Source organism: Streptomyces sp. NRRL S-337, assembly GCF_000720175.1.
GTDB classification, from domain to species: domain Bacteria; phylum Actinomycetota; class Actinomycetes; order Streptomycetales; family Streptomycetaceae; genus Streptomyces; species Streptomyces siderophoricus.
Genome location: NZ_JOIX01000051.1, coordinates 24,168 through 46,295 on the forward strand (window position 1 = coordinate 24,168; position 22,128 = coordinate 46,295).

Annotated in this window: 21 protein-coding genes; 11 read left to right on the forward strand and 10 right to left on the reverse strand. The window is 71.8% G+C overall.

Translation table 11 applies throughout. From position 1 onward, the window contains the following. Positions 1–29: 29 nt before the first annotated feature. Complete coding sequence (gene pstB / locus IG62_RS0128345) at positions 30–806, forward strand: phosphate ABC transporter ATP-binding protein PstB (protein ID WP_030809297.1); 777 nt, start codon at positions 30–32, stop codon at positions 804–806. Between the two features lie 135 nt (positions 807–941). Here the strand turns inward: pstB and IG62_RS0128350 are convergent, their stop codons facing one another. Both IG62_RS0128350 and IG62_RS0128355 read right to left on the reverse strand, forming a co-directional pair. After that, positions 942–1,940 (reverse strand): inorganic phosphate transporter, encoded by a 999-nt coding sequence (locus IG62_RS0128350; protein WP_030809300.1) that lies wholly within the window; start codon positions 1,938–1,940, stop codon positions 942–944. 9 nt (positions 1,941–1,949) lie between these two features. Continuing rightward, the gene (locus IG62_RS0128355; RefSeq protein ID WP_030809303.1) at positions 1,950–2,570 is read right to left on the reverse strand and encodes a DUF47 domain-containing protein; all 621 of its coding nucleotides are present in this window, start codon (positions 2,568–2,570) and stop codon (positions 1,950–1,952) included. Positions 2,571–2,764: 194 nt separating this feature from the next. On the opposite strand from IG62_RS0128355, the gene IG62_RS0128360 reads away from it, so the two are divergent. Beyond that, the gene (locus IG62_RS0128360) at positions 2,765–3,169 is read left to right on the forward strand and encodes a metal-sensitive transcriptional regulator (protein ID WP_030809306.1); all 405 of its coding nucleotides are present in this window, start codon (positions 2,765–2,767) and stop codon (positions 3,167–3,169) included. Positions 3,170–3,176: 7 nt separating this feature from the next. On the opposite strand, the gene IG62_RS0128365 is transcribed toward IG62_RS0128360, so the two are convergent. Next, on the reverse strand, positions 3,177–3,416 hold the full coding sequence (locus IG62_RS0128365; RefSeq protein ID WP_051798716.1) for a hypothetical protein: 240 nt from the start codon (positions 3,414–3,416) through the stop codon (positions 3,177–3,179). 96 nt (positions 3,417–3,512) lie between these two features. Further along, complete coding sequence (locus tag IG62_RS0128370; RefSeq protein WP_030809312.1) at positions 3,513–4,379, reverse strand: hypothetical protein; 867 nt, start codon at positions 4,377–4,379, stop codon at positions 3,513–3,515. Between the two features lie 173 nt (positions 4,380–4,552). Between IG62_RS0128370 and IG62_RS42425 the strand changes: the two genes are divergently transcribed. Then, positions 4,553–4,732: a hypothetical protein gene (locus tag IG62_RS42425; protein WP_037839533.1), complete on the forward strand. Its 180-nt coding sequence runs from the start codon at positions 4,553–4,555 to the stop codon at positions 4,730–4,732. Between the two features lie 146 nt (positions 4,733–4,878). Beyond that, on the forward strand, positions 4,879–6,486 hold the full coding sequence (locus tag IG62_RS0128380) for an FAD-binding oxidoreductase (protein WP_030809315.1): 1,608 nt from the start codon (positions 4,879–4,881) through the stop codon (positions 6,484–6,486). Positions 6,487–6,593: 107 nt separating this feature from the next. Here the strand turns inward: IG62_RS0128380 and IG62_RS0128385 are convergent, their stop codons facing one another. Continuing rightward, complete coding sequence (locus tag IG62_RS0128385; protein WP_030809318.1) at positions 6,594–7,319, reverse strand: phosphatase PAP2 family protein; 726 nt, start codon at positions 7,317–7,319, stop codon at positions 6,594–6,596. A 204-nt stretch (positions 7,320–7,523) separates the two neighbouring features. Beyond that, complete coding sequence (locus IG62_RS0128390) at positions 7,524–8,525, reverse strand: bifunctional lytic transglycosylase/C40 family peptidase (RefSeq protein WP_030809321.1); 1,002 nt, start codon at positions 8,523–8,525, stop codon at positions 7,524–7,526. 192 nt (positions 8,526–8,717) lie between these two features. Here IG62_RS0128390 and IG62_RS49670 point away from each other — a divergent pair, with 192 nt between their 5' ends. From IG62_RS49670 to IG62_RS0128425, 7 genes are all read left to right on the forward strand, one after another. After that, positions 8,718–8,840 (forward strand): hypothetical protein, encoded by a 123-nt coding sequence (locus IG62_RS49670; protein WP_267887923.1) that lies wholly within the window; start codon positions 8,718–8,720, stop codon positions 8,838–8,840. Positions 8,841–9,119: 279 nt separating this feature from the next. Further along, positions 9,120–9,428 (forward strand): hypothetical protein, encoded by a 309-nt coding sequence (locus IG62_RS0128400; protein ID WP_030415911.1) that lies wholly within the window; start codon positions 9,120–9,122, stop codon positions 9,426–9,428. A 549-nt stretch (positions 9,429–9,977) separates the two neighbouring features. Continuing rightward, positions 9,978–10,838, forward strand: coding sequence for a hypothetical protein (locus IG62_RS0128405; RefSeq protein ID WP_030809325.1), 861 nt, complete (start codon positions 9,978–9,980; stop codon positions 10,836–10,838). Further along, complete coding sequence (locus tag IG62_RS0128410; protein ID WP_030809328.1) at positions 10,828–12,156, forward strand: membrane protein; 1,329 nt, start codon at positions 10,828–10,830, stop codon at positions 12,154–12,156. Before IG62_RS0128405 ends, IG62_RS0128410 begins: the two co-directional genes overlap by 11 nt. Continuing rightward, positions 12,153–13,718 (forward strand): SCO6880 family protein, encoded by a 1,566-nt coding sequence (locus IG62_RS0128415; protein WP_030809331.1) that lies wholly within the window; start codon positions 12,153–12,155, stop codon positions 13,716–13,718. Before IG62_RS0128410 ends, IG62_RS0128415 begins: the two co-directional genes overlap by 4 nt. 29 nt (positions 13,719–13,747) lie before the next feature. After that, positions 13,748–15,175: an ATP-binding protein gene (locus IG62_RS0128420; RefSeq protein WP_030809334.1), complete on the forward strand. Its 1,428-nt coding sequence runs from the start codon at positions 13,748–13,750 to the stop codon at positions 15,173–15,175. Continuing rightward, complete coding sequence (locus tag IG62_RS0128425; protein ID WP_420711120.1) at positions 15,172–16,836, forward strand: type VI secretion protein; 1,665 nt, start codon at positions 15,172–15,174, stop codon at positions 16,834–16,836. Before IG62_RS0128420 ends, IG62_RS0128425 begins: the two co-directional genes overlap by 4 nt. Here IG62_RS0128425 and IG62_RS45350 read toward each other — a convergent pair. The 4 genes from IG62_RS45350 to IG62_RS0128445 are packed head-to-tail and all read right to left on the reverse strand — an operon-like array spanning position 16,726 to position 22,121. Continuing rightward, complete coding sequence (locus IG62_RS45350; protein WP_078872297.1) at positions 16,726–17,622, reverse strand: thioesterase II family protein; 897 nt, start codon at positions 17,620–17,622, stop codon at positions 16,726–16,728. The two genes, IG62_RS0128425 and IG62_RS45350, sit on opposite strands and share 111 nt — an antisense overlap. Continuing rightward, positions 17,612–18,442: an SDR family NAD(P)-dependent oxidoreductase gene (locus IG62_RS0128435; RefSeq protein WP_234326788.1), complete on the reverse strand. Its 831-nt coding sequence runs from the start codon at positions 18,440–18,442 to the stop codon at positions 17,612–17,614. Before IG62_RS0128435 ends, IG62_RS45350 begins: the two co-directional genes overlap by 11 nt. A 13-nt stretch (positions 18,443–18,455) precedes the next feature. Then, positions 18,456–19,202: a 3-oxoacyl-ACP reductase family protein gene (locus tag IG62_RS0128440; RefSeq protein WP_030809345.1), complete on the reverse strand. Its 747-nt coding sequence runs from the start codon at positions 19,200–19,202 to the stop codon at positions 18,456–18,458. Positions 19,203–19,235: 33 nt separating this feature from the next. Next, positions 19,236–22,121, reverse strand: a complete 2,886-nt coding sequence (locus IG62_RS0128445) for an aminotransferase class III-fold pyridoxal phosphate-dependent enzyme (protein WP_030809348.1) — start codon at positions 22,119–22,121, stop codon at positions 19,236–19,238. Positions 22,122–22,128 lie beyond the last annotated feature (7 nt).

Below are 22,128 nucleotides of genomic sequence, written 5' to 3' on the forward strand. Positions count from 1 at the left end.
GTACCCCCGCGAAAGAAGCAGTGATTTCCATGGCCAAGCGAATCGACGTCAGCGGCCTCTCCGCGTACTACGGCGGCCACAAGGCCATCGACGACATCTCAATGACGATCGAGCCGCGCACGGTGACCGCCTTCATCGGCCCCTCCGGCTGCGGCAAGTCGACGTTCCTGCGCACCCTGAACCGGATGCACGAGGTCACCCCCGGCGGCCGCGTCGAGGGCAAGGTGATGCTGGACGACGAGAACCTCTACGGCAGCGGTGTGGACCCGGTGGCGGTCCGCCGCACCGTCGGCATGGTCTTCCAGCGCCCCAACCCGTTCCCCACGATGTCGATCTTCGACAACGTCGCGGCCGGGCTGCGGCTGAACGGCTCGTACAAGAAGAACGAGCTCAAGGACATCGTCGAGAAGTCCCTCAAGGGCGCCAACCTCTGGAACGAGGTCAAGGACCGGCTGAACAAGCCCGGCTCGGGCCTCTCCGGCGGCCAGCAGCAGCGGCTGTGCATCGCCCGCGCGATCGCCGTCGAACCGCAGGTGCTGCTGATGGACGAGCCCTGCTCCGCCCTCGACCCGATCTCCACCCTCGCCATCGAGGACCTGATCGGTGAGCTGAAGGAGCGCTTCACGATCGTCATCGTGACGCACAACATGCAGCAGGCGGCGCGGGTCTCGGACCGTACGGCGTTCTTCAACCTCGCGGCGGTCGGCCAGCCCGGCAAGCTGATCGAGATCGACGAGACCGAGCGGATCTTCTCCAACCCGTCGGTGCAGGCCACGGAGGACTACATCTCCGGCCGCTTCGGCTAGGCCGTCCGGCCGGCCACCCCCGAGCGTCCTGCGGTGCTGCATGGCGGTGCCACCGCAAGGCGAAGGGCCCGCCCCTCCTTCCCGGGGGGCGGGCCCACTGCTGTGTGGTGGCCGGTGGGTGCTCCGGCCGGTGCGTCAGCCGAAGACCAGCTGGATCAGCCAGTACGCGAGCGCCGCGACCAGCGCCGCCGCGGGCATCGTGATGAACCAGCCCATCACGATGTTCTTGGCCACGCCCCAGCGGACCGCGCGCGAGCCCTTGGTCGAGCCGACGCCCATGATCCCGGCCGTGATGACGTGGGTCGTGGAGATCGGCGCGTGGAACATGAACGACGCGGTGTACATGACCGACGCGGCGGTGGTCTCCGCGGCGAAGCCCTGCGGCGGGTCCAGCTCGATGATGCGGCGGCCCAGGGTGCGCATGATGCGCCAGCCGCCCGCGTACGTACCGAGCGACAGGGTGATCGCACAGGCCAGCTTGACCCAGATCGGGATGGCCGCGTTCTTGTCCTCGACGTCGGCGATGACCAGGGCCATGACGACCACGCCCATGGTCTTCTGCGCGTCCTGCAGGCCGTGCCCGAGCGCCATGCCGGCGGCCGAGACGGTCTGGGCTATGCGGAAGCCCCGCTTGGCCTTGTGCGGGTTGGACCGCCGGAACAGCCACAGGATGACGACCATCACCAGATAGCCGAGCACCAGGCCGATCACCGGCGAGATGAACATCGGCAGGACGACCTTCTCGATCACCCCGGACCAGATCACCGTGGTGCCGCCGGCCAGCGCGGCGCCGACCATGCCGCCGAACAGCGCGTGCGAGGACGACGAGGGCAGGCCGAAGTACCAGGTGACGAGGTTCCAGGCGATCGCACCGAGCAGCGCGGCGAACAGGATGCCCATGCCCTGGTCACCGTGCGGGGTGGCGATCAGCCCTTCGCTGACCGTCTTGGCGACGCCGCTGCCCAGGAAGGCACCGGCGAGGTTCATCACCGCGGCCATCGCCAGGGCGGCCCGCGGGGTCAGCGCCCGGGTCGAGACCGAGGTCGCGATCGCGTTCGCCGAATCGTGGAAGCCGTTGGTATAGGTGAAACCGAGCGCGACCGCAATGGTCACGATGAGCGCGAAGGTGTCCATGGCCGGGGCTCAGGACTCCTTGACCGCGATGGTCTCGACGGTGTTGGCGACGTGCTCGAACGCGTCCGCCGCCTCTTCCAGGATGTCCACGATCTGCTTGAGCTTGAGCACCTCGATGGCGTCGTACTTGCCGTTGAAGAGGTGCGCGAGCAGCTTGCGGTGGATCTGGTCGGCCTGGTTCTCCAGGCGGTTGACCTCGATCCAGTACTCGGTGAGGTTCGACATCGTCCGCAGGTTCGGCATCGCCTCGGCGGTCAGCTCCGCCGCCCGCGCCAGCACCTCGATCTGCTGCTCGACGCCCTTGGGGAGCTCTTCGACCTTGTACAGGACGACCAGGTCGACGGCCTCCTCCATGAAGTCCATGATGTCGTCGAGCGACGAGGCGAGGTTGTAGATGTCCTCGCGGTCGAACGGCGTGATGAACGAGGAGTTCAGCTGGTGGAAGATCGCGTGGGTCGCGTCATCCCCCGCGTGCTCCGCCGCTCGCATCCGCTCGGAGATCTCGGTCCGCGCGGAGGCGTCCGCCCCGAGCAGTTCCATCAGGAGCTTCGAGCCCGTGACGATGTTGTCCGCGGAGGCGGCGAACATGTCGTAGAAGCTCGTCTCCCTGGGGGTCAGACGAAAACGCACGTGAAATCCTCGGGGTGCATCGGATTCGGTCGAGTTGATGCTAGGCGCATCATCCAGCCACTGCTAACCGGCATTCCTTCAGTGTCGCCCATCGGGCAGCATGCTCTGCACGGGGTACCACGAGTGCCCGCAAAGTTCGGTACCATATACCCACCAGGGGTATATAGATCGCCTAAATACCACGGGAGACGGCCATGACGACCACGGACGCCGACACCACCGGCCGCACCGCAGCCGCCGCGGCCGGCCACCCCACGCAGCCGGAATCCGCCCCCCGGACCGTGACGGATACCGCAGAGACCGCCCCGGCGCACGGCGTCCACGGCTACGCACAGCAGAAGGACGCACACCTCAAGCGACTGCGCCGCATCGAGGGCCAGATCCGCGGACTCCAGCGGATGCTGGAGGAGGACGTCTACTGCATCGACATACTCACCCAGGTCTCGGCGAGCACGAAGGGCCTGCAGTCCTTCGGGCTCCAGCTCCTCGAGGAGCACCTGCGGCACTGCGTGGCCGACGCGGCGGTCAAGGGGCCCGAGGCCATCGACGCCAAGGTCCAGGAGGCCACCAAGGCCATCGAGCGGATGCTGCGGAGCTGACGGCGGGCTATCCACGGCCCGCGGCACCGGACGGCTCGCCACCGCCCCCGTCCCCGTCCGCCTCCACGTCCACGTCCAGCACCTCGTCGATACGGTCCGGACTGAGCCGGTCCTCGCTCGCGGTCGCCGCCGCGATCATCAACTCACCGGTCAGGTCGATCTCCACGAGGGCCACGTGGTCCCAGGCCGTCGGACGGCGGTGGCCGGCCACGGACAACACCTCCTCCTCCAGGCGCCTCGCACGCATGCGGTGGTACCGCCAGCGTAAGGACGGGCCCGCACCGCGCGCATGGCACGGAAGGACCATTTCCGCTCCCGGCGGCCGGGACGGAAGGGTGGGCTCCTACGGAGCGGCCGAAGCGATCTTGCCCGCGTAGATGTCGCGGCGGTCCGGCAGGCGGACCACCACAGGAGTCCCGAATCCGGACAGTTCGGTGGTCGACGTCACCGATGCCCCCTCGGGCGCGCCATTGGCGAAACGGAAGCGTTCGCGCACCTTGCGCAGCCGGCCCGCCTCGTCCAGATACGCGTCGAACGGCACCGCGCGGGTGGTGAACCCTTTCTCCGCGGCGACCAGCGCCGGCTTCGTCCGCGGCGAGGCGGCCCGCGCGGCCACGGCGATGTCCGTGGTCCCGCGGTAGTGCCGCACCGGCACGCCGTCCAGCCGCTCCTCGCCCTGGTACGTCACCTGCCGTGCGCCGCGCAGCAGTTCCGCCGCGGCGAGCGGATCGGTGGCGCCGCCGGTGACGAGGTTGCCGTCGGTCAGCGAGGCGGTCTCCACCCGCACCCACTTGTCGGCGGGCACCCCGGCCCCCCGGTTCTTCATGTACAGCGCGCCGGGCGCGAGGATCTCGGTGATCGGCTGGCGGCCCTCGCCGGGCCGGTCCGCCGGGTCCGGGAGGACGACGACGAGCCGTCCGGTGCCGGTGGTGAAGTCGTAGCCGCCGGTGCCGCGGATGGCGACGCGGGTGCCGCCGCTGTTCGTCTCCAGGGCCGTACGGACCCGGGCCGAGCGGGCCCGGAGCAGGGCGTCGGCGCTGCCGTGGACCCGGGCGGCGACCGCGGCGGCGGACCCGCCGGGCGGCTCGTGGTCGTCGGCCGCGGCGCCTTCGGAGGAACAGCCCGCCGTCAGCAGCCCGACCGCCAGACCCGTCCCGCACGCCAGGGCCACGGCGGCCGTCCGGCCGCCCCGCCTGTCCTGCACCACCATCGCGTACGAGCCCCCTCGGCCGCTGTCTTCGGGACCGGCCTGGCCGGCCGGTTCGCTCGGGAGGGTTCGACGTCCCGCCCGTGTGCGCCTGACGTTCCGTCGACCGATCCGTTCAACGACCGTTGAGGGGGCTCGTCACGCTGGCGACATCCGAGACGCGTAGCGTGACGCGGGTGCCCGACCGAGCGCTGCATGCGACCTCCACCACCGAACGCGGTTCCTTCTGCACGGCCCGCTGCGACTGCGGCTGGCGCGGGCCGGCCCGGCGCGCCCGCTCGCAGGCGCGGACGGACGCGGAGCGGCACCTGTCGGAGGCCGGCGACGGGCCCCGCCCCGGACACTCCGTGGAATGAGGGAATCCGTTCCTGGAACCCCCAACGCCCCTCACGCATCTGCCTAGTGAGGGAAGCAACAGCGGTCCCGTGACAGCCCCGCGACGACCAGTCGGGCCACCGGCGGACGGGGCAGGACCGTTCGACATCGAGGGGGATCCAACCCAGTGAAGCGGCGCACACTCCTGCAGACCGGCGGCGGACTCGCGGCGACCTCGGTCGTCTGGGCCACCGGTTGCGACGACAAGAGCGGCGGGACGGGCGCGGCCTCCTCCTCCGCCACGGCCGGCTCCGACGCCGTGCAGACCAACGCGGCCTCCGCGCCCGCGCGGATCGCCGCCGGCCGGGCCACACCGGCGTCCTGGACGGCGCTCGGCAAGAGCCTGGACGGCAAGCTCGTCCGCGCCTCGGACGCCGCCTACGCGGCCGCCCGGCGGCTCTACAACACCCGCTACGACGACCTGAGGCCGTCGGCGATCGCGTACGTCAAGCACCCGGCCGACGTCGCCGAATGCCTGGCGTTCGCCCGGCGGTACGGCACCCAGGTGGCGATCCGCAGCGGCGGCCACTCCTACGCGGGCTGGTCCAGCGGCAACGGCAAGCTCATCATCGACGTCTCGGCGCTCGCGAAGGTGGGCGCGCCCTCCGGCGGCGTGACCCGCATCGGCGCCGGCGCCAAGCTCATCGACGTCTACCAGGGCCTCGCGGCGCACGGCGTGACCATACCCGGGGGCTCCTGCCCCACCGTCGGGATATCCGGGCTCACGCTCGGCGGCGGCCATGGCGTGGTCTCCCGGGCGTACGGGCTGACCTGCGACAGCCTGGTCGGCGCGACCGTCGTGACGGCGGACGGGAAGACCGTCGACTGCGACGCCAAGCAGCACGCCGACCTGTTCTGGGCGCTGCGCGGCGCCGGCAACGGCAACTTCGGCGTGGTCACCGAGCTGCGCTTCCGTACGCATCCGGCGCCGCGCGCGGTGATGGCGTACATGACCTGGCCGTGGGCCAAGGCGGCGAAGGTGGTCGCGTCCTGGCAGAAGTGGGGGCCGGTGCAGGCGGACGAGATATGGTCCGCCTGCCATCTCGACGCCCGCCCCGGCGGCACCCCGGCGGTGTCGGTGGCGGCGTTCTCCCTGGGCACGTACGGCGACCTGAAGAACGCCGTGGACCGGCTCGCCGACCAGGCGGGCGGCCCCGGCCCGGCGTCCACCGTGCACCTGACCCCGATCGGCTATCTGGACGCCATGGAGACCTACGCGGGCTGCTCGTCGAAGACCTCCGCGCAGTGCCACATGCCGGGTTCGCTGCCCGGGCACACCGGCAGCGGCCAGTTGGGCCGCGAGACCTACGCCGCCCGCTCGCACTTCTTCGACCGTTCGCTGTCGGCGACCGGCATCCGGACCCTGATGGACCAGATCGAGCGCGGCGGCCGCAAGGGCGTCGCCGGGAACGTGGCGCTGACCGCGCTGGGCGGGGCGATCAACCGCGTGGGCCGCACCGACACCGCGTTCGTGCACCGCGGATCGCGGTTCCTGGCCCAGTACTTGACGTCCTGGCCGGCGAGCGGCTCGCCCGGCACCCGCACAGCGTGGCTGGATTCCTTCCATGCCGCGATGCACCGGTACTCCTCGGGCGCCGCGTACCAGAACTACACCGACCCGAACCTGACCGACTGGAAGACCGCCTACTACGGGGCGGCCGCCGGACGGCTCGCCCAGGTCAAGAAGACCTACGACCCGCAGCGGCTGTTCAGCACCTTCCCGCAGGCGCTCTGATCCCGCCGGCGGACATGGGGACGGCCCGGCCCCCGCACGGGGTCCGGGCCGTCCTCATCCGCCAGGTCTTCGTTCCCCCGAGGGGAGCCGGGCCGGTGGGCCGTCCGTCAGGCCGCCAGATCCTTGTCCCGCTCCTTGGGGCCGCGCGGCAGCGCCGGCCCGGTGGCGACCACCCGGCTGCCCTCGCCGTCCTGCCCCGGACGGCCGTCCACCGGCACCCCGGACGCCCGGACCAGCCAGAACACCTTCGAGCGGCCGATCGCGGTGGTCAGCGGCACCAGCAGCGCCTGGGCGAGCGGCGCGAGCAGCAGGGCGACGGCGGTGCCCAGCGCGAAGCCGCCGATCACGTCGGTCGGGTAGTGAACGCCCATGTAGACGCGGCAGAAGCCCTCCGCGAGCGCCAGGGCGATGCCGATCAGGCCGTAGGTGCGGTGCGCGATGAACAGTCCGACGCCGACCGCCATGGTCAGCGTGGCGTGGTCGCTGACGAACGAGAAGTCGCTCTTGCCGGGGATCAGCACCGCCAGTCCGGCGTGGTCCTTGAACGGCCGGGGCCGCTCGACGAACTCGCGGATCGGGATGTTGGCCAGCAGCGCGATGCCGGCCGCCAGCGGGGCCCACACCAGGCCGGCGACGGCGCCGGCGGCGCCCGGCCGGCGGCGCGCGGACCACCAGGCGATGAGGCACAGCACCGCGAGGGCGGCGATGATGCCGTACTCGCCGATGTACTCCATGGCCTGGTTGACCCAGTGGGGCGCGTCCTTCGCGAGGCCGTTGATGCCGTCGAGCACGTCGACGTCGGGGTTCGGCCCCTCGAATGCGAGTCCAGCCATCTACCGCGGCCCCTTATCTTTCGCGCGCGCGTGCGCCGTCCGTGTGCTGCCAACCCCCGTGGTCGTCGAGCGGGTGCTGCTGCGAGCTGCTACGTCCCCACGCCTAGGAAACGTGATGACCGCCCCGGTCGTTCCACTCTCCACCGGATGATCACCAGGACGTTATCGAAGCTTGACTCATCACTGCAGTTCAGGGCCCTATGTTCACGCAGCGTTCGCAGCGGGGAGCGCTTTTGCGCCATCCGAGGTGACGCGGGTCGCCCCGATGTAGTCCGGTGTGTCGATCTTGTCGAACCGGATCACTGCCCCGGTGTACGGCGCGTTGATCATGTACCCGCCACCGACGTAGAGACCCACGTGGTGGATCGAGCGCGGGTCGTTCAGGTCGTACGCGAAGAACACCAGGTCCCCCGGGAGCAGCTCGCTGCGCTTGGGGTGGGGCCCGGCGTTCCACTGGTCGTTCGCCACCCGGGGCAGCTCGATTCCCACCGAGTGGTACGCGGCCTGGGTCAGCCCGGAGCAGTCGAACCGCCCGCCCTGCGCGGCCGTGCCGGTCCCGCCCCACAGATACGGCGTACCGAGCTTGTCCTGGGCGTAGTAGATGGCCCCGGCGGCCTGCCGGGACGGCGCCACCGGCCCGCGCGGCGCCTCGAAGCTCTTGGCCAGGGTCGTGATGGTCTTCACGTAGTTCTGGGTCTCGCGGTACGGCGGGACGCCGTTGTACTGGATGACGCGGTACGCACCGGCGTTGTAGGCGGCGAGCATGTTGTGCGTGGCGTCGCCCGGCGCCTTCTTCACGTAACTGGCCAGCTCGCAGTCGTACGAGGCGGCCGACGGGATGGCGTCCTCCGGATCCCAGACGTCCTTCTTCCCGTCACCGTTGCCGTCGATCCCGTGCGTCTGCCAGGTGCCCGGGATGAACTGCGCCATGCCCTGCGCGGCCGCCGGGCTCTGCGCCTTCGGGTTCCACCCGCTCTCCTGGTAGAGCTGCGCCGCCAGCAGCGCGGGGCTTATGGCCGGGCAGAGCGTGCCCCACTTCTGCACCAGGTCCTGGTACGCGGCCGGCACCGCGCCCTTGGCCAGCCCGAGCGCCCGCCCGCCGACCCCGGCCAGCCCGGCCGCCGCCACGTACGTACCGATCACGAGCAGCCCGAGCAGGAGCACCAGCCCCGTCCCGAGCCCACCGGCCACCCAGAATTTCCGCACCCTCCAACCCTCCCCCATTCAGGCGTGGTTCACTGCCCTTTTCCGGCCGTGCGCCGCGCGTCGCGCGTCACACCGGCGGCGCAGGGGGCGCGCCGCCGGGACGCGATCCCGCTCACATCCGCCCCTCGCGGCGCCCGGCGCACCGCCGGATGAGCGACACTGCACAGGACGCCCCGAACCAGGACGAGAGCCATGGACCCGAACAATCAGCAGCAGATGAACCGTCACCTGTGGTGGCGGGTGGCGTACTTCCTCTTCGCGATCCACCTGGTGGCCCTCGTGATGGTCTTCGCCATGACCCACGCGCCGAAGTAGCCGTCCGCGCACCTCCCCGCCGCACCGATGATCATTGCTCGCGGTTATCGCCCGTGATACACACAGTGAGAACCGTCGGCTCAATGGGTGGCCCGCACCCGCACGTACACGCCACCCCCATGGGATCCGTCGAAGAAAGGCGTCAAGTCGACTTCTGACGGCGTCTTTGTCAGCGAAGATAGAGGGCGAAGAGAGCGGCCGACCTGCGCCGGCCGGCGCAGCGGCACCAGCAACGACCCATAAGGGGCGGTGAGTTCACACATGGCGCAGATGTCACACATGGTCCTTGCAGCCGAAAAGGGCGACATCACCACCATCATCGGCGGAATCGCCCCGGACTGGGGCCCGTTCGGAAGCCTGGGCAACGAGGCCCGCGTGATGGTCGAAGTGGTCATGGCGGTGGCGATCCTGCTGTGCCTCGGCATCGCGATCTGGGGCGCCGCCAAACAGCGCATCGGCGCCACCGCGCTGCGCGACACCTTCAGCGCCGAACAGGGCAAGGGCCTGATCGTGGCCGGCCTGACCGGCGTCTTCATCATCGGCTCCCTGGGGACGCTGTTCACCATCGTGTACGGGATGGCGGTGTAGGGCGCCGGCGGCGAGAGCCGGGGGGCAGGGCGAGGTCCGGGGCTGGAGCGGTTCGGACCGCCACGCCCGGGCGCAGCCGGGCAGGCGTCCGTCCCCACGCCGCCCCCCTGCGCCCCCGCCCGTCCTCTCTCCGCCGCCCCGTGCCCCCGCCCGCTTCCACCCGGCCGTACCTCCCCTGCGAAGGCCACCTGTGAAGTCCCCATGCTGACGCCCACTCACCCCGGCCCGCCGGGCCCGTCGCGCACCCTTCGCACCCCCGCGACCAGCGGGCCGATTGGGCTGCCCGCCGGACGGGGACAGGTGGATCCGGGGGAAGGAAGGCCCGAAAAGGCGCAAGAGGGCGACGGCCGACGCGGAGCGAGGCGATGAGCACAAATAACCCACAGTCCCCCATTCGCCTCCGCGGCACCGCATCTGAGGAATCGTCACCGTGAGATGTACTCGTATCCCCGCACCCGAGCTGCCGCCCGCGCAGCTACGGTCATATGAGGGCGGCACAACGACGGCACGGACGGCGACCGCGGTAGAGGCAGAGGGGGCACAGGGGCGATGAGTCTCAGCGACGACGGAGGCTACGGCGGCGACGGCCACCACGGCCCCGAGACGGGCCAGACCCGCACCAGACTTCCCGACAGCGGCGGCGACCCCTACGGCCCGGGGCGCCGGCCCCGCAGCGGGCTGTCCAGCCGCAACCTCATCACGGTCGTCGGCGTGATCGTCCTGCTCCTCGCGGCCATCGCCTTCGCCAACCGCGGCGGCAGCACCAGCACCGACTCCGACACCTCCGGCGACTCCCCCAAGAACGCCCCCGGCCCCGCCCGCCCCACCACCCCCACCGGCACCAAGCCCGTCACCACGAAGAACGGCGGCATCGCCTCGGGCTTCCCCAAGACGGAACAGGGGGCGCAGTCGGCGGCGGCGAATTATGTGGTGGCGTTGAGCAGTGACGGAATGTATGCGTCGGGCCGGCGCGATGTGATCGTCGATGCCGTCTACACCCCCGCCGCTGCCAAGGCGCGCAAGGACAGCCTGCGCAAGGTCTACACGGACCCGAAGTTCCTCGGCCGGATCGGGCTCAAGGCGAACGGCACCGCGCCGGACGGGGCGACCTTCGTCTCCCGGGCGAACCCGGTCGGTACGAAGACGGAGAAGTTCAAGGACAGCACCGCCGAGGTCGCGGTCTGGTACTCCCTCCTGTTCGGCATCGCCGGGCAGGGGTCCCAGAATCCGGTCGCGGAGAGCTGGTACACGTCCACGATGCAGCTCCAGTGGGTGAACGGCGACTGGAAGGTCGCCGGTTTCACGCAGAAGGACGGGCCGGCTCCGGTCGGTGGCGACCAGACCGCCTCGACGGCCAAGGACATGTCCAAGGCGGTCCAAGGGTTCGGAGGGCTCACCTATGCGAGGTAACAACCGACGCCGGGCTCTCGCGGTCACCTCGGCGCTGACCGGCCTTCAGGTCGCCCTGGTGCTCCTCTCCGCCCGGGCGTTCGCGGCTCCTTCGCCCAAACCCAGCGAAGGCGCCTGCGATCTGCTCGCGGACAAGGCCAAGGAGCTCTGCGAGCAGCGCTCGGGCGGCAGCAAGACACCGGACCCGGGGGGCGGTGGCCTCACCGACTCCAACCCCCTCGACCCCCTCGAATCCCTGGCCAAAGGCTGTGCCAAAGCCGCCGCCTGGATCGTGAACAAGCTGTCCGATGCCGTGACCGCCACCTCGCAGGTGGACTTCACGAACGCGGCGTTCCTGCGGCAGTACGCCGTGGTGTTCGCCGCGTCCACCGTGCTCACGCTCGTGCTGTGGCTGCTCGCCGTGGCCAAGCGGGCGGTGCGCGGGGTGCGGCTGACGGAGGCGATCAGTGAGGCGGTCGGGTTCCTGTGGCTGACCGTGCTGGCGTCGGCGTTCACGCCGCTGATCCTGTACACCGTCGTGTCGGCGACGGACGGGGTCACCGCGATCATCGCGAAGGGGACGGGCGCGCAGACCGACACCTTCTTCGGGTCGTTCTCGCAGGCGCTCACCAAGGGCACCGACATCGGCGGCGGGCCGATCATGCTGATCGTGGTCAGCCTGGTCTCCGTGCTGGCCGCCGGTGTGCTGTGGCTGGAGCTGGTGATCCGGGCCGCGCTGCTGTACGTCGGGGCGCTGCTCGGGACGGTGGTGTACGCCGGGCTGGTCGACAAGAACATGTGGGGGCACGTGCGCCGCTGGGCGGGCATCATGATCGCGGTGATCATGGTGAAGCCGGTGATCGTGATCGTGCTGGGCATCGCCGGGGCGCTCTCCGGCGACAAGGGCCCGAACGCCATCTCCGCGGTGGTGTCCGGCCTCGCCATCATCCTGCTGGCGATCTTCGCGAGCGCGGTGATCTACCGGTTCGTCCCCGGGTTCGGCGACGAGATCGCCGCCTCGCGGAACAACCGGATGAGCCGGGGTGCGGAGAACGCCGCCGCCGCCGTGCTCAGCTCCCCCGCCGCGCTGGTCTCGCAGGGCATCAAGACGCACAGCACCCGCCGCTCCGGCGGGGACGGCGGCGGCCAGCCGCAGGGCGCGCAGGGCGGCCAGTCCCGGCCGGCCGACGCGGTCTCCGGCGGCGTCGCCGCGCACAGCTCCCGCACCGGCGGCGGCCGCGGCCCGTCCCCCGCCGCCCCCGCTCCCCGTACGAATCCCGGCCCCGGCCCGAGCAGCAGCGCCCGCACCGGCAAGACAGCAGGAGGTGACGGGCGTTGAGCACCCAGTCCCACCCGGTCACGCCCCGCCGTACGTATCTGATCGGCCGCGCCCGGCCGAACGCGATCGTCGGCAAGAACCGCGAGACCGGCGAGATCGCGCTGATCATCGCGGGCGCGTTCCTCGGCATGATGTGCGGGCTGCTGGTCCCGAGTCTCCCGCTGCGGATCGTCTCCCTCACCGGCTTCCCGATGCTGGGCCTGGCCGCCGTCTACGTCCCGTACAAGGGCCGTACGTTCTACCGGTGGTTCGAGATCCGGCGCAGTTTCCGGCGCACGGTCCGCAAGGGCGGCGCGGTCTACCGCTCCGGCGCGGCGGAGGCCGGCACCCGGCTGGACGGCCGCGAGGTGGAGATCGGCCCGCCGCCCGGCATCGGCCGGATCAACTGGCTCAGCGCGCCGTTCGGCCCGGACGAGATCGCGGTGCTGCTGCACGCCGACCGGCGCACGGTGACCGCCGCGATCGAGATCGAGGGCCCGGGCGTCGGGCTGCGGGACAGCGAGGACCAGGAGGCGCTGGTCGACCGGTTCGGGACGCTGCTGAAGCACGTGGCCAACGGCGACGGCTTCGTGACCCGGCTGCAGATGCTGGCGCGTACCCTCCCGGCCGACCCGGACGCGCACGCCAAGGACGTCGCCCAGCGGGGCGACCGGAATTCCCCGCAGTGGCTGCGGGACTCCTACGACCAGCTGCAGTCGATGGTGTCGACGAGCAGTGAGCAGCACCGCGCGTACCTCGTCGCCTGTATGCACTACACCCGTGAGCTGGCCTCCGAGGCGCACACCATGGCGCGGGCCGCCCGGATGCACCAGGGCGGGCTGCTGCGCAAGAAGCTCGACCGGGACGCCGGACTCGCGGTGGTGATGGCCCGTGAACTGACCGACATCTGCGCCCGGCTCGCCGAGGCCGACATCCGGGTCCGCCAGCCGCTCGGCCAGGCCCGGCTGGCGTCGCTGGTGCACTCGATGTACGACCCGGACCACCCCATCGACCACATCCAGGCGATGAGCAAGCGCAACGCCTGGCCGGCCGAGCTCGACGCGATGGAGCCGACGTACCTGCAGGCGAAGACCCGGGAGTCGTCGACCCGGGCGCCCTGGTGCCATGCCACCGCCTGGATCAAGGAGTGGCCGCTGACCCCGGTGGGCGTCAACTTCCTCGCGCCGCTGCTGGTCCACACCCCGGACGTGATCCGTACGGTCGCGGTCTGCATGGACCTGGAGCCCACCGAGGTCGCCATCGAGCGGATGCTGACGGAGAAGACCAACGACGACGCGGAGGCGAGCCGCGCGGCGAAGATGAACCGGGTCGTCGACCCGCGCGACGTCGCCCACCACGGCCGCGTCGACCAGCGCGGCGAGGACCTGGCGTCCGGCGCGGCCGGCGTCAACCTCGTCGGCTACCTCACCGTCTCGTCCCGGTCACCGGAGGCGCTGGCCCGGGACAAGCGGACCATCCGGGCCTCGGCCGGCAAGTCGTACCTCAAGCTGGAGTGGTGCGACCGGGAGCACCACCGGGCGTTCGTCAACACCCTGCCGTTCGCGACCGGGATCCGCCGCTAAAGCCGCTGGGAGGCGCGTACGTCATGGTCATGCTCGATCCGCTCGGAGCGCTCACCGAGGCGTTCACCAGCTTCCTGTTCGGGAAGGTGGAGACGACACGGCTGCCGGTACGCACCTCCACCGGCCAGGCCCAGGCGGTCTACCTGCCCACCGCCGCGCCCGGCCTCGGCGACTCCGGCGTGATCATCGGCCGTGAGGTCTACAGCGGCAAGGGCTACATCTACGACCCGTTCCAGCTGTACGGACAGCAGCTGCCGGCCCCGCACTGGCTCGTGCTCGGCGAGTCCGGCAACGGCAAGTCCGCGCTGGAGAAGACGTACGTACTGCGGCAGCTGAGGTTCCGGGACCGGCAGGTCGTGGTGCTCGACGCGCAGGGCGAGGACGGCGTCGGCGAGTGGAACCTCATCGCGCAGGAGCTGGGGATAACTCCCATCCGGCTGGACCCGACCGCGGCGCTCAACGGCGGCATCCGGCTCAACCCGCTCGATCCGTCCATCACCACGACCGGCCAGCTTGCCCTGCTGCGGACGATCATCGAGGTGGCGATGGGCCACGGCCTCGACGAGCGGGCCGGCTTCGCCCTCAAGGTCGCCCATGCCTACGTCAACGAGACGATCACCGACCGGCAGCCGGTGCTGACGGACATCGTCGAGCAGCTGCGGCACCCGGAGCCCGAGTCGGCCGAGGCGATGAACGTCGACATAGACGACGTACGGGCCTGGGGCCTGGACGTGGCGCTGGTGCTGGACCGGCTGGTCGACGGTGACCTGCGCGGCATGTTCGACGGGCCGACGTCGGCGGGCATCGACCTGGACGCCCCGCTGATCGTCTTCGACCTCTCGCACATCGACCGCAACTCCATCGCGATGCCGATCCTGATGGCGATCGTCGGCGTCTGGCTGGAACACACCTGGATCCGCCCCGACCGGAAGAAACGCATCTTCCTGGTCGAGGAGGCCTGGCACATCATCAACTCACCGTTCGTGGCGCAGCTGTTCCAGCGGTTGCTGAAGTTCGGCCGCCGGCTGGGCCTGTCGTTCGTGGCGGTCGTGCACCACCTGTCGGACGTGGTGGACGGCGCGGCGGCGCGGGAGGCCGCGGCGATCCTGAAGATGGCCTCGACCCGGACCATCTACGCGCAGAAGGCCGACGAGGCGCGGGCCACCGGGCGGGTGCTGGGCCTGCCGCGCTGGGCCGTGGAGATCATCCCGACCCTGACGCCCGGCATCGCGGTCTGGGACGTCAACGGCAACGTCCAGGTCGTCAAGCACCTCATCACGGAGGCCGAACGCCCGCTGGTCTACACCGACCGGGCGATGACCGAGTCGTCCCCGCTGCCGGCGGACGACCCCCGGGCCGCCCTCAACGCGGCGGCGGACGCGGAGGCCGAGGCACGCGCCGAGGCGATGGCGATGGAGCGCCGGTGGAGAGACGAGTCGAGCGAGACGGTGGCGTGACGCGCGGATACGACGACGGGCCCTACGACGGACGGCACGGCGAACGGTACGACGGACGCCACGGCGAACGGCACGGTGAACGGTACGGCGGCGGGCGGGGGCGGGGCATCCCGGACTCCCTGCTGGTCGGGCTGCTCGCCTTCCTGCTGGGCCTGACCCTGCTCGTGTGGACGGCGACCGGGCTGGCCGGGCTGTTCGCGCACGGCGCCTGGCCGAAGGGCGTGGACTATTCCGGTACGCCGCTGGCCCTGCGCCATCTGGTGTCCGCGCCGCACGACATGGCCGCCGCCTGGCCGGACACCCCCAAGGGCCAGCTCTCCGGGTACGGCCTGTTCTGGGGCATCCTCATCGGCGAGCTGATGGTCCTGCTCGTCCTGACGATCTTCACGATGGGCACGGTCACCCGCTACCGCTCCGTACGGGCCGCCCGCCGCGCCAAGGCCCGGGCGGCGGCAAGGGCCGCGCGGGCGGGGCTCGTCGAGGACGCACCGGGCCCTCCGCTCGCGGCGGCCGCCCCGACCGCCCCCGTCGCACAGCCTGTACCGGCCGCCCCGGAAGCCCCGGCCGTACCGACGGCGGCCGCCCAGGAGACACCGGCCGCTCCGGAACCGCCGGCCGTTCCCGGGACACCGGCCGATGCGGCGGCCCCCGTCCCGCCCGGCCCGGTCCCCGAGCAGCGCACCGCGTCCCCGGGCGCGCCCGGTGCGGTCGCCGCGCCCGGTGAACCGGCGCTGCCCCGCGTCGAGTTCACCTCCGACCGGTCCGCCGCGCGGACCGCCGCCGGCGCCGTCGCGGCCGCCGCCCCCGGCGCACTGATCGTGGCCACCACGGACCCCGCCCTGTGGGCCGGGACCAAGGACGCCCGCGCCAAGCTCGGCCCGCTGCTGACCTACGACCCCACCCACCGCCTCGACACCCCGGCCCGGATGCGCTGGTCGCCCACCGCCGGCTGCGAGGACCTCGCCACCGCGACCGCCCGCGCCGCCGCCCTGCTGGCCCCCGTACGCCCCGCCGGCTCCCTGGACTCGGCGCTCGCGGACGCCGCGCAGACGCTGCTGCGCTGCTGGCTGCACGCCGCGGCGGTGGACGGCCGGCCGTTCCGTCAGCTGCACCGCTGGGCGCACGCCGCGGGCGGCGCACAGGAGCCGGTCCGCATCCTGCGCACCAGCGCCCAGGCGTCCGCCGGGCAGGCCGGTGAGCTGGAGTCGGTGCTCACCGCGCACGCCGAACGCCGGGAGGCCGCCAAGGAGTTGGTCGGGCGGGCGCTGGGCGCGCTGTCGTCGATCCACATCCGGGACGCCTGCAATCCGCTGCGCGCGGATTCGCTCCTTCTCGAATCATTCATCGACGAAGGGGGAACGCTCTACGTGGTAGGCGAGCCCGTCGAGGATCCGCGTACCGACCCGGGTGCGATGCCGCTGCTCACCGCACTCCTCTCGTACGTGGTCGAGCACGGCCGCCGCATGGCCGAACGGTCATCCGCCGGTCGGCTCGACCCACCACTCACCCTCGTCCTGGACGACATCGCGGCCCTCGCGCCGCTGCCCGCGCTACCGGACCTGCTGGAAGCGGGCCGGACCCGCGGCCTGATGACGCTGGCGACCCTGCGCTCCCCCGAGCAGGCCCGGGCCCGCTGGCCACACCGCTCCCTGCCGGTCTGAGGCCGCCCGGTCCGGTGCCGCGACGACGGCCCGCGCCAGGTCCGGCCAGTGCCGGGTCAGGTAGAAGTGGTCGCCGCCCGGGAAGACCCGCATCCGGAAGTCCCCCACGGTGTGCGCCCGCCAGGCCGCCGCGTCGTCGACCGTCACCAGCGGGTCGGCGTCCCCGACCAGGGCGGTGACGGGGGTGCGAAGCAGCGGGCCGGGGCGGTACCGGTAGGTCTCGACGGCCTTGTAGTCGCTGCGGACCACGGGCAGCGCCATGGCCAGCAGCTCCCGGTCGTCCAGCACCCGGGGGTCGGTGCCTTGGGTGCGCCGGATCTCCTCGATCAGCCCGTCGTCGTCGCGCAGGTGGACGGTGCCACCGCGGACCCGGGAGGGCGCCCAGGCGCCGGAGACGACGAGCCGCACCGGCCGGCCGGCGCCCGCCCCCTCCAGCAGCCGGGTCACCTCGTAGGCGATCAGCGCGCCCATGCTGTGCCCGAGCAGGACCAGGGGTTGCCGCCCGGTGAGCGGCAGCAGCCCCCGGCAGGCCCGGGCCGCCAGTTCGCGCAGGTCCTCCAGGCGTTCCTCGCGGATACGGTCGTGGCGGCCCGGGTAGCGCACCGCCAGCACCTCGTACGGGCCGGCCGCGGCCTCCGCGGTGGCGGCCGCCACCGCCTTGGCGAGCGGCCGGAACGCGGCCGCGCCACCGCCGGCGTGCGGGAAGCACACCACCCGGGCGGCCGGCTGCGCCCCGTCCGCGGCGGGCGCCGGGCCCAGCCGGCGCAGCCACCGGCTACATTCCACGGGTGTAGCCCCCGTCGACGGTCAGGCTCTGCGCGGTGATCGCCGACGCCCGGCCGGAGACCAGGAATCCGATCAGCTCCGCGGCCTCCCGCGCCTCGACGAGCCGGCGCAGCGGGATGCCCTTGCGGGCCTGGCGCAGCATCCGGGCCGGGTCGGCGCCGATCTCCTCGGCCTGCGCGGCGAGTTCGCGGCGCAGCATGGGCGTGTCGATCCAGCCGGGCAGGACGGCGTTGACGGTGATGCCGCGGGCCGCGAGGTCCAGGGCGAGGCCCTTGGTGTAGCCGATCAGGCCGTGCTTGGAGGCGCAGTAGGCGGTGTTCCGCATCTTGCCGGCCTTGCCGAGGATCGACGAGACGTTGACGATCCGCCCGTGGTCGACGAGGTACTCCAGGCAGGCCGCGGTGACCGCGAAGGTGCCGTGCAGGTTGATGTCCAGCACCCGCAGCCAGGTGGTCTCGTCGTCGGGCCCGTTCTCGTCGGCCACGCCGGCGTTGTTGACGAGGATGTCGAGGGTGCCGGCGGCCCGGAGTTCGGCGCGGAGCCGGGTGCGGACCAGTTCCCGGTCGCGCAGGTCCGCGGCGACGGCCACGGCGGTGGCGCCGAGGTCGGCGGCCTCCTTGACGACCGTCTCCAGCTGCCCGGCGTCCCGGTCGAGGAGGATCAGCCGGGCGGCGCCGGCCTCGGCCAGCAGCAGGGCCGTCTCCCGGCCGATGCCCTGGGCCGCGCCGGTCACCACGGCCGTCTTCCCGGCCAGTTCGCCGGGCACCGGACCGCCGTCCGGCAGGCCGGCGACCCCGGCCGTTGTCATGTCGTCGGTCATGATCGTGGTCCCCTCACGCCATCTTCAGGCCGCCGTCGATGTGGAGCACCTCGCCCGTCGCGTACGTGTTGCGCGGGCTTGCCAGGTACGCCACGGCGTCGGCGATGGTCTCGGGTTCGGCGTAGGACTTCACCAGCAGCCGGCGCATGATCTCGTCCTCGCCGTGGCTGCGGATGGCGTCGGTCATCTCCGTGTTGATGACGCCGGGGGCGACCGCGTTGACCAGGATCCCGCGGGACGCCAGCTCCACCGCCATCGCCTTGGTGAACGCCTCCAGACCGCCCTTGGCCGCCGCGTAGTTGGACTGCCCGCGGCCCGGCTTGGAGGCGGCCGACGAGGAGATGTTGACGATCCGGCCGTAGCGCTGGCGCATCATCAGGGGCGCCACGGCCTGGACGGTGAGCATCGGCGCGACCAGGTTGGTGGCCAGCACCTGCTCGATGTCCTTCAGGCTCTGGTTGACCAGCAGTTCGTCGCGGGTGATGCCGGCGTTGTTGACCAGGACGTCGATCCGCCCGAAGGCGGCCCGTACGTCCGCGACCAGTTGCTGCGGCACGACGGGGTCGGAGACGTCCCCCTGGAAGAGCTCGACGCGGCGGCCGAGTGCGGCGATCTGCTCGGCGGCCTGTTCCGCCTCGCGGGTCGCGCTGCGGTAGTTGAGCGCGATGTCCGAGCCGCCCTCCGCCAGTTTCAGGGCGATGGCCCGGCCGATGCCCCGGCTGCCGCCGGTCACCAGCGCCACCTGGCCTTCGAATTCCATGATGTCCTCTCGCACGCTTCGTGAAGTGGGGTCTCAGACCGAGTGGGCGCTCTTGTAGTCGGCCAGCCGCAGCCCGTGCGCGTCGGCCAGCGCCGCGATGTCGATGACCTGTTGGCGGCTGATGTTCCCGTACGAGTAGTGGTGGGTAAGGCCGGCCAGACCCATCAGCGCGGTCTCCGCCATGCAGGCGAACAGCTGGCCGGCCTCCAGGAAGGCCCGCGCCGACGGGTGCAGGCTCTCGCCGTTCGGGGTGGCGACGATCCCGCCGAGCATGTACGCCAGGTCGGGCCGCTGCTCGGGCACGCCCGGCACCACGTTGTTGGGCACCGCGATGTCGCAGATCACCGCGCCGTCGGCGAAGTGCTCGCCGGTCAGGAACGGTTCGGGGCTGTTGGAGGCGGCAAGCACCAGCTGTGCCTCGCGCAGCGCCGCACTGTCCTGGGTGACGGTCAGGAACGGGTCGCTGCCGTAACGCTCCGTCAGGTACTCGGCGATGGCCCGGCCGCGCCCGGCGTCGTCGCCGCCCGGCCCCTCGGCCAGCCACTTGGTGATCAGCGGCTCCTCCGCGAGCCGCGCCGGGATGCCGGCGAGTTCGCCGCCGGCCGCGATCCGCGACCAGCACTCCTGGTAGATGCCGTGCACCGTGTTGCCCAGCCGCCGGGCGGAGCCGTCGCGGCGGCTGCCGACCAGCACGATCCGGCCGAGCCGCTCGGCGAACAGCTGGCTGTAGACCGACGCGATGTTGCCGGCCGCGCCGACCACGGCCAGCGTGGCGTCCTCGACCTTCCAGCCCCGGTCCTGCGCGCCCCGCTCCATCGCCTGCACACCCATCGCCACGGTCAGCGCGTTACCACTGGTCAACGCGATGCCGGGGACCTTCAGCGAGGTGCAGTTGTTCGTGACGATCGAGGTGTACATGCCCAGACCGGCCACCGTGCAGCCGTCCTCGCGGGCCGCCTGCACCCGCTCCTCGATGTCCGCGCGGATCCCCGCCACGTCACCGGACGCCAGATAGCCGCCCATCTGCTCGGACGACACCATCAGCGGGTACAGCGCGAACTCCACGGCGCTGCCCAGCGGCGAGTCGATCCGCACGCCCGGATAGGGCGCGGCCTTCTTGACCGGGTCCATGCCCAGGACGAACGAGCGCAGCGCGGCGTCGCTCAGCTCGGCGAGCGCCGGGTCGACCTGCCGCAGGTGCGCCGGTTCGATCAGGTGGTTGAGGAACGCGACCTTGCGCACCGGCCCGGTCACCGGCCGCGGCGCGCCCTGCTCGTAGCCGGGCAGCGCGCCCCGGAAGTCCCGGATCTCGGCGCGCGGCTTGGGGATCCGGCGGTCACTGGCCGGGTGGACCAGGTGGAGCGTGTCCTCGTACCGCAGGATGCGGCAGAGCCGGTCCAGCGCCCCGCGCAGCTGCTCGATCTCCTCGTCGGTGAGATATGCGGACGGCTGGATGCGCAGCACGTTGCCGGCGCTGCCGGTCGGCGCGATCCGGATGCGTTCCTGCCGCAGCAGGTAGCCCGAGAGGAGATAGCCCAGCGACCCGGTGTACGCGCTGCCGCGCAGCACCATCGAGCGGGCACCGCCCTGGTCGCGCAGCTGCACGCCGAGGAACAGGCCCTTGCCGCGGACGTCCTCGATGACGTCGGGGTAGGCGGCCTTCAGGCCGTTCAGCACCGCGGTGAGCTTCTCGCCGCGCTCGGTGACCTGCCGGTACAGCTGCCCGTCGCCGGCCTCCAGCAGCTCGACGACCTTGCGGGCGATGGCTGAGGAGAAGTCGTCCATGGCGAACGTGGAACTGTGGATGATGTCGAACTCGCCCTGGTAGAGCGACTTCCGGACCAGCATCGCGGAGATCTTGGCGAGCCCGCCGCCGAGCGACTTGGACAGCGTGTAGTAGTCGCCGCGCAGCCCGATCAGCGAGCTGGCGAGGAACGCCCCGCAGCGGCCCAGACCGCTCTGCACCTCGTCGATGATCAGCGCGGTGCCGACCTTGTTGCAGAACAGCCGGATGGCCCGGCCCTGCTCGACGGTCAGCGCATGGATGCCGCCCTCACCCTGCACCGGCTCCACCAGGAACGCGGTGATCACCGGCAGGTCCCGCTCGACGACGTGGACCCGCCCGCCGTCGGTCTCGACGTCGAGCAGCGTCACCCGCTCCTCGTCGGCGATGTCGTCCAGCAGCTCGGGCCGGTCCATCGGCACGAACCGCACCCGCGTCCCGAGGTTCGCGAACGGGGTCCGGAAGCCGCTGTTGTACGTCAGCTGGACGCTGCCGACGAGCTTGCCGTGGAAGGACCGCTCCAGCGCCAGGAACAGCGGCCGGGTGGCCAGCGCCGCCGCGTTGTGCGCCCCGACCGCCGCCAGCAGCGCCTCGATCCCCCCGCCCTCCGGTGCCCGCTCCCGCACCGCGGCGGCGCGGAAGGCGTCCTCGTCGACGACGGCCTCGCCCCGGCCGACCGCCTCCCGCGCCCGCTCCACGTGGGCGGCGACCGTCTCGGCGAGCTCCATGACGGCACGCACCCGGACCAGTTCGGCGTGTTTGACGGCCGCCTCGACGGCCTCGGCACCGCTGTTGCCGAACGTCGCGACGTACGGCTCCTTGACGGAGGTCTCCCGCCGGACGACGTCACTGAGCGCGGCGCCGAGCCGGCCGGCCTCCTCCCGCAGCGAGAACTGCGCGTGCACGGCCCGCCGCTGGTCGAGCAGCTCGTGCGCGTGGGCGACGATCTCGGGGTGGTTGTGGCCCAGGATCAGCGAGCCGTAGCCGCCCATCAGGTCCAGGACGGGCACCTCGGCGCCCTGCTCGTCACGGTGGTGGAGGGTGTTGCCCTCCGCCCGGACGTACTCCACGTCCAGCCCCAGGGCGGTGAAGATCCGGCCCATCTGAGGCTGCACGAACTCGGTGAACTGCGACATGTGTTGG

Excerpts from the sequence above, each read along its gene's own strand:
- IG62_RS0128350 (WP_030809300.1), bottom strand. The coding sequence starts at position 1,940 with ATGGACACCTTCGCGCTCATCGTGACCATTGCGGTCGCGCTCGGTTTC.
- IG62_RS0128360 (WP_030809306.1), top strand. The coding sequence starts at position 2,765 with ATGACGACCACGGACGCCGACACCACCGGCCGCACCGCAGCCGCCGCG.
- IG62_RS0128400 (WP_030415911.1), top strand. The coding sequence starts at position 9,120 with ATGGTCCTTGCAGCCGAAAAGGGCGACATCACCACCATCATCGGCGGA.
- pstB (WP_030809297.1), top strand. The coding sequence starts at position 30 with ATGGCCAAGCGAATCGACGTCAGCGGCCTCTCCGCGTACTACGGCGGC.
- IG62_RS0128410 (WP_030809328.1), top strand. The coding sequence starts at position 10,828 with ATGCGAGGTAACAACCGACGCCGGGCTCTCGCGGTCACCTCGGCGCTG.
- IG62_RS0128385 (WP_030809318.1), bottom strand. The coding sequence starts at position 7,319 with ATGGCTGGACTCGCATTCGAGGGGCCGAACCCCGACGTCGACGTGCTC.
- IG62_RS0128445 (WP_030809348.1), bottom strand. The coding sequence starts at position 22,121 with ATGTCGCAGTTCACCGAGTTCGTGCAGCCTCAGATGGGCCGGATCTTC.
- IG62_RS0128365 (WP_051798716.1), bottom strand. The coding sequence starts at position 3,416 with ATGCGTGCGAGGCGCCTGGAGGAGGAGGTGTTGTCCGTGGCCGGCCAC.
- IG62_RS49670 (WP_267887923.1), top strand. The coding sequence starts at position 8,718 with ATGGACCCGAACAATCAGCAGCAGATGAACCGTCACCTGTGGTGGCGG.
- IG62_RS0128420 (WP_030809334.1), top strand. The coding sequence starts at position 13,748 with ATGCTCGATCCGCTCGGAGCGCTCACCGAGGCGTTCACCAGCTTCCTG.
- IG62_RS0128370 (WP_030809312.1), bottom strand. The coding sequence starts at position 4,379 with ATGGTGGTGCAGGACAGGCGGGGCGGCCGGACGGCCGCCGTGGCCCTG.
- IG62_RS0128405 (WP_030809325.1), top strand. The coding sequence starts at position 9,978 with ATGAGTCTCAGCGACGACGGAGGCTACGGCGGCGACGGCCACCACGGC.
- IG62_RS0128435 (WP_234326788.1), bottom strand. The coding sequence starts at position 18,442 with ATGACCGACGACATGACAACGGCCGGGGTCGCCGGCCTGCCGGACGGC.
- IG62_RS0128440 (WP_030809345.1), bottom strand. The coding sequence starts at position 19,202 with ATGGAATTCGAAGGCCAGGTGGCGCTGGTGACCGGCGGCAGCCGGGGC.